This window comes from Shewanella sp. 1180_01 (genome assembly GCF_052850535.1).
Window position 1 is genome coordinate 21,085 of sequence record NZ_VXCT01000066.1, and the last position, 6,525, is coordinate 27,609.

Below are 6,525 nucleotides of genomic sequence, written 5' to 3' on the forward strand. Positions count from 1 at the left end.
TAAGAAAAACGGTTTGTTATAACCCTAGCTCTGTCGATACAATGGTTTAACTATGGCAATCAATGACCATGCGCATGACTGAGAGCGCGTTAACATCACGCTCAACTCGTTGAATACGAATCCTATCATCGCAGGTCTATTGGCTCACTCTTAATTTATTTTTCTGGAATATGCATGATCCTTCAAACCATTAGCCGCATTCCGTTTTGGCAAAAAGTCTTAGCAGGCTTTATCTTAGGTGCGCTCGTTGGCGTTATTTTAGGTGAAAGCGCCACAGTGCTAAAACCACTCGGTGATCTGTTCATTGGCGCCATTAAGATGTTGGTCGCGCCTTTGGTCTTTTGTGCCATTGTCGTCAGTATCACATCGCTCGGCTCGCAAACTAGCCTAAAACGCTTAAGCCTTAAAACCTTAGGTATGTTCATGCTGACAGGCACGATTGCCTCGCTGATCGGCTTAGCCGTAGGCTCAATGATCGACATGGGCGGCACTATGCAGCTCACGGCGACTGAAGTGCGCGAGCGTAATATTCCCGGTTTTGCACAAGTGTTGCTCGACATGATCCCAGTCAATCCTTTCGCCTCACTGGCTGAAGGCAAGGTACTGCAAATTATCGTGTTTGCCGCGTTAGTGGGTATCGCTATCAATAAAGTCGGCGAGAAGGCTGAGCCGCTAAAACGCACCATAGAAGCGGGCGCAGAAGTCATGTTCCAACTGACTCGCATGGTCTTAAAACTAACTCCTATCGGTGTGTTTGGTTTAATGGCTTGGGTTGTCGGTGAATACGGTTTATCTACCTTACTGCCGTTAGGTAAGTTTATTGGGGCTATCTACATTGCCGCCTTTATCCACATCATCTTTGTTTACGGTGGCTTAGTGAAATTTGTCGGTGGTTTAAGCCCACTGCAATTTTTCCGCAAAGCTATGCCAGCGCAGTTAGTCGCCTTTAGTACTTCTTCAAGTTTCGGTACTTTACCTGCGAGCACCCGCGCAGTCGAAACCATGGGTGTATCAAAGCGTTATAGTGCCTTTGTGATGCCATTAGGTGCGACCATGAACATGGACGGCTGTGGAGGTATTTACCCTGCGATTGCCGCTATCTTCATCGCGCAGATTTACAATATTCCGCTCGATACACTGGACTATGTGATGATTGCAGTAACTGCGACCGTCGCTTCTGTTGGAACCGCTGGCGTGCCAGGAAGTGCAATGGTGATGTTAACTGTGACCTTAGGCGTGATTGGTCTACCACTTGAAGGCATTGCCTTTATCGCCGCGATTGACCGTATTATCGATATGATCCGCACGGCAACGAACGTGACGGGCGATATGATGACAGCAGTCGTGATTGGTAAATCAGAAAATGAACTCAATGAAGCGCAGTTCTATTCGAACGATACTCAAGACGTTACACCTGTGAATTCGCAGCAATAACAATACTGGGGTGAAGCCGCTGCGCTAAACCATCAGTAACATTAGGTAAATTACGCAGATGATGTCAATCAAGAGACCGCTTAGGCGGTCTTTTTTATTATTCAGCAAACAGTCTTTAATCCGTCGGCTTTAAAGCCCCAATCAACTCCAACGGTCATCATCAACTGCAAAATAGGTTACTCAAATAAGATCAAGCTGTTAGACTCTAAAATAACTCTAACTCACATTTTAGCAGAACAGACAATGACAAGACTCTTCCTTATCCCGCTGATCCTATGTTTGTTTTGGGCGTTATTTTTAAAAGCCAACAAACTCACGCTAAAACAAGGCAGACGAGGTTTTATCTACATTATCGGCATAGGTGAAGGGATGATTTTAATCCTTATCACGTTAATGTGGTTAACGGCTTAGCAAAAGGCCAACTCAATACTGAGTTGGCCTTAGTGATAAAACTGAGCTAACGATTGGAATAATAGCGATTGGAATAAGTGTGAAGCTAAACCCGCTCACTTACCGATTAGTTAACCCGATTAGTTAACCCGATTAGTTAACCCGATTAGTTAACCCGATTCAGTTAACCCAAATCGGTTAACTCACTCAGTGATTAACTCAATCAGTTAACCAAGAACAGCAAGTAAAATCCCCGCAGCGACTGCCGAACCTAACACTCCCGCCACGTTAGGCCCCATAGCGTGCATCAACAGGAAGTTATGTTGATTCGCTTCTAACCCTACTTTGTTGACGACTCGCGCCGCCATAGGCACAGCCGACACCCCTGCCGCGCCAATCAGCGGATTCACTTTACCGCCCGACAGCTTACACATCAGCTTTGCCATCAACACACCCGCGGCAGTACCAACACCGAAAGCCAAGGCACCCAAAACCAGAATCCCTAAGGTTTCCAGCCGCAGGAATTGATCGGCCGATAACTTAGAACCCACAGCTAACCCTAAGAAAATCGTAACGATATTGATAAGTTCGTTCTGCGCCGTTTTCGATAATCTATCCACCACGCCTGATTCACGCATCAGATTACCAAGGCAGAACATGCCCACTAACGGCGTGGCCGCAGGTAAGAAGAGAATCGTTAATCCCAGCACCATCAAAGGGAAAATGATCTTTTCCTTTTTACTGACTTCGCGCAGCTGCTCCATTTTAATTTCGCGCTCAGCTTGGGTTGTCAGTAAGCGCATGATCGGCGGTTGAATAATCGGGACTAACGCCATATAGGAATAAGCCGCGACCGCAATCGCCCCTAATAACTCAGGTGCCAGTTTGGAGGCGAGGAAAATCGCCGTAGGTCCATCAGCACCGCCAATAATCGCAATGGCCGCCGCGTCCTTCATAGTAAACTCAAAGCCCGGCACTAAGTTCAGCGCTATCGCACCAATCAATGTCGCGAAAATCCCAAACTGCGCCGCAGCTCCTAACAACAGGGTTTTAGGATTGGCAATCAAGGCACTAAAGTCGGTCAGCGCGCCTACGCCCATAAAGATCAACAGTGGGAACACCCCAGTCTCAATCCCCACATGATAGGCGTAATACAGCATGCCACCTTCTTCGGTAAATCCCGCGTGGGGAATGTTCGCCAGTACTGCACCAAAACCAATTGGCAGCAACAATAAAGGCTCAAACCCACGCACGATGGCGAGATACAAGAGCAAAGCGCCCACTGCCATCATCAACACTTGCCCGCCAGTAAAATGGGCAATACCAGTCTCGGCCCAAAAAGCCATTAAACCTTCCATAATGACTCCTACGCCAAGGCCAGTAATTGAGAACCCACAGATACTGAGTCGCCTTCTTTCACCCAGAGCTTAGCGATAATGCCATCGCCCTGAGCACGAATTTCAGTTTCCATCTTCATCGCCTCAAGGATGATCACGACATCGCCTTCACACACTCTATCGCCTGGAGAAACATGAACTTTGAAGATGTTGCCCGACAGCGGCGCGCTCATTTCAAGCCTGATCTCTCCATGGCACGCAGTTGGCATAGTGCTCGCCGTAGCAGTTTGCACAGCATGAACACTTTGGCCCTGTGGCTGGATTTGCGAGATCTCACCGCCTGCGGCGACTTCAACTACGTACTCTTGCCCTTCGACAGTCACAGTGTAGGTTTCAGGGCCACGATCCGCAGCATTAGTAGCAAGTGCTGAAGTCAGCTCAGGTTTAGGCTCGAAGGCGCTTGGATCGTCACGATTCTTTAAGAACTGTAATCCTATTTGTGGGAAGAGTGCATAGGTCAGCACATCATCGTCATGCTCTGAAGATAGGCGAATGCCTTGTTCCTGTGCTTTATCAGCTAACTCAAGCCGTAACTTAGCCAGCTCTGGTGTTAATAAATCCGCAGGGCGACATGTAATGGCTTCAGCTCCTTGCAAGACTCTGGCTTGCAATGCGGCATCTACTGGCGCAGGCGTCGCGCCATATTCGCCCTTAAGCACGCCTTCAGTCTCTTTAGTCAGTGACTTATAACGCTCGCCCATTAGCACATTAATGACCGCCTGCGAGCCGACAATTTGCGATGTGGGTGTCACTAACGGCAAGAAACCTAAGTCAGCACGTACGCGGGGAATTTCTTCCAATACCAAGTCCATCTTATCGGCCGCGCCTTGCTCCTTTAATTGGCTCTCCATATTGGTCAGCATGCCACCAGGCACTTGGGCACGTAAGATCCGCGAATCAATGCCTTTCAGCGCGCCTTCAAACTTAGCGTACTTCTTGCGCACTTCACGAAAATAAGCGGCAATCTCTTCAAGCAACACCATGTCGTAACCCGTTGCGCGCTCAGTATCTTCCACCATAGCGATAACGGTTTCGGTTGCAGTATGTCCATAGGTTTGGCTCATCGACGAAATTGCCGTATCGAGCACATCGACACCCGCTTCAATGGCTTTCTGATAAGTGGCAGTACTCAACCCTGTCGTCGCATGACAATGCATAGATAACACGAGTTGGGTCTGAGATTTGAGTCTGCTAATGAGCTCAAACGCTTCCATCGGCTTAAGTAAGCCCGCCATATCTTTGATACACAAAGAATCACAACCCATATCTTCGAGACGTTTTGCCATATCAACCCACGTCTCTATGGTATGCACTGGACTCGTGGTATACGAAATCGTCCCCTGCGCATGGCCGCCAACTTGGCGCACCGCTTTCACCGCAGTCTCGAGATTGCGAACATCGTTCATCGCATCGAAAATACGAAATACATCGACGCCATTGGTATGGGCACGCTCAACAAAACGCGTCACTAAATCATCGGCATAATGGCGATAACCTAAGAGGTTTTGGCCACGCAGCAACATTTGCTGCGGCGTATTCGGCATGGCCTTTTTCAGCTCACGAATTCGATCCCAAGGATCTTCACCAAGATAACGAATACAGGCATCAAACGTCGCACCACCCCAAGATTCCAGTGACCAGAAACCGATCTTATCGAGTAACGGCGTTATAGGTAACATGTCATCAATGCGTAAGCGCGTCGCTAAAATGGATTGATGTGCGTCCCGCAAAACGACATCAGTTAAAAATAATGGCTTAGCCACTGCCGTCGTAGAATTAGATACAAAAGTCATACTGCTCCCCATTACTTAATCTGTGAACGATACTGCTTTACCGCCAATGAAATCGCAGCGACCACATTTGGGTCTAAAGGCTTAGCATCAGATTGCGATACCCTCTGCTGACTTTTAGCATGATTTTTAGCAAAACGTGCAGAGGCAGCATCGACTGCACACCAACGCGCAACCAAATGGATCCCAAGGATTAGTACACCTAAAAATAAATACACTAAGCCCATCCCCAAAAACATAATGCCAACGGCATCCAATAAAGATTGCGTTACATCCTCCATAGCTCCCCCTACCCCTTACTCTCTCAATCCCTACCCACAGTACGATTGCCCCAAACCATCGCTATCGCATCACAAGTTCAACATTCAATCGGTTGAGCGGTTTACAAACTATGGGTCTCTCGTAGACAGACCTATAGCGACCACCACACAAAGAATATTTGAATAAAAAATCACATTTAAAAGCTAATAAATCACGCAACAAGAAAATCAGCTTGAACTAAACCCAGTACAAACATAACCAATTGATAACAAAAACACCATGCACATGTAAATTGGTCTTACCAATATTAAATAAATCCAAAGGCGGCCAGTCATTAATCCTCATAAATCGGGCAATTAATTCAATATTCCATAATGAAATACCCACTATGCTGGATTTAAGTCGAAATGATGTCCTAGGCTAAAAAATGATTCCTAAATTGAAGACAACGGACATAGGAATAAACCAAGTGAAAAAATATGCAGATTTCACAATCCAAGTCACTGCTATTTGATTCTGAATGAATATAGAAAGGCATGTCGTTCTGAAGGAATTGATTGAAGAGGAATGGGGTCAATCTAACAAATTAAATCATCCATTTTGACAACTTAGATATCCCCTTGATACCAACACAAAGCGGTGCTTGAGGCTCAATACGGTTTGTTGTGGAGCGGCTATCTTGAAAGATAAGCCACAGTGCTACCCGATGTAGACCTTTGGCTCTTAGCTATTCGCAGGATTAATACCAATCGTATTTAATATCTGTTCATTCAGCGGGAATTCAACGCACTTTAAACAAGGCGAAGGCTTGAAGGCATAGTGGTGCTCTGTCGAAGGCCTTAAACGCAGTATAAAGCGCGTTGTCATGCCGTTAACAGTTAGCCGCCCTTCGGCATCCCACTCCGGTGTTGCATTGACTTAAAAGGGAATAACCATTTCTGCGTCAATGCGCCTTGGATTGAGATGACTGTGAGGCTGTGAACTGATTCGATATTTAATGTGATTGGTATAAGCAATAGAACAAGAACGAAATAAGGAAGCCTAGGATCTAAATAATGAGCTGGTGAGCTGGTGAGCTGGTGAGCTGGTGAGCTGGTGAGCTGGTGAGCTGGTGAGCTGGTGAGCTGGTGAGCTGGTGAGCTGGTGAGCTGGTGAGCTGGTGAGCTGGTGAGCTGGTGAGCTGGTGAGTAAAAATAGTGGGGAAACATGCAAGTTGGAAGAAAAATATATCAATTTCTGCAAATTGCAGACGT

6 protein-coding genes are annotated in these 6,525 nt (G+C 46.8%); 2 read left to right on the forward strand and 4 right to left on the reverse strand.

Annotated features, from left to right (window positions below; all coding sequences use genetic code 11):
* The first annotated feature begins 174 nt into the window (after positions 1 to 174).
* Both FW758_RS21785 and FW758_RS21790 read left to right on the forward strand, forming a co-directional pair.
* Positions 175 to 1,434: a dicarboxylate/amino acid:cation symporter gene (locus tag FW758_RS21785; RefSeq protein WP_446446498.1), complete on the forward strand. Its 1,260-nt coding sequence runs from the start codon at positions 175 to 177 to the stop codon at positions 1,432 to 1,434.
* A 243-nt stretch (positions 1,435 to 1,677) separates the two neighbouring features.
* Positions 1,678 to 1,845 (forward strand): hypothetical protein, encoded by a 168-nt coding sequence (locus FW758_RS21790; protein ID WP_006080601.1) that lies wholly within the window; start codon positions 1,678 to 1,680, stop codon positions 1,843 to 1,845.
* A 206-nt stretch (positions 1,846 to 2,051) separates the two neighbouring features.
* On the opposite strand, the gene FW758_RS21795 is transcribed toward FW758_RS21790, so the two are convergent.
* The 4 genes from FW758_RS21795 to FW758_RS21810 form a co-directional block, all read right to left on the reverse strand.
* A complete protein-coding gene (locus FW758_RS21795) occupies positions 2,052 to 3,182 on the reverse strand; it encodes a sodium ion-translocating decarboxylase subunit beta (RefSeq protein ID WP_006084952.1) in 1,131 nt (376 codons plus the stop codon).
* Between the two features lie 8 nt (positions 3,183 to 3,190).
* Positions 3,191 to 5,014, reverse strand: coding sequence for a sodium-extruding oxaloacetate decarboxylase subunit alpha (gene oadA, locus FW758_RS21800; protein WP_012588343.1), 1,824 nt, complete (start codon positions 5,012 to 5,014; stop codon positions 3,191 to 3,193).
* 11 nt (positions 5,015 to 5,025) lie between these two features.
* A complete protein-coding gene (locus FW758_RS21805; RefSeq protein WP_115335307.1) occupies positions 5,026 to 5,292 on the reverse strand; it encodes an OadG family transporter subunit in 267 nt (88 codons plus the stop codon).
* A 1,028-nt stretch (positions 5,293 to 6,320) separates the two neighbouring features.
* A partial coding sequence (locus FW758_RS21810) for a hypothetical protein (RefSeq protein WP_446446499.1) occupies positions 6,321 to 6,525 on the reverse strand: 205 nt, incomplete at its 5' end.

Bases quoted from the DNA above. Each gene is read 5' to 3' on its own strand.
- FW758_RS21785 (WP_446446498.1), top strand. From the start codon at position 175: ATGATCCTTCAAACCATTAGCCGCATTCCGTTTTGGCAAAAAGTCTTA.
- FW758_RS21805 (WP_115335307.1), bottom strand. From the start codon at position 5,292: ATGGAGGATGTAACGCAATCTTTATTGGATGCCGTTGGCATTATGTTT.
- FW758_RS21795 (WP_006084952.1), bottom strand. From the start codon at position 3,182: ATGGAAGGTTTAATGGCTTTTTGGGCCGAGACTGGTATTGCCCATTTT.
- oadA (WP_012588343.1), bottom strand. From the start codon at position 5,014: ATGACTTTTGTATCTAATTCTACGACGGCAGTGGCTAAGCCATTATTT.
- FW758_RS21790 (WP_006080601.1), top strand. From the start codon at position 1,678: ATGACAAGACTCTTCCTTATCCCGCTGATCCTATGTTTGTTTTGGGCG.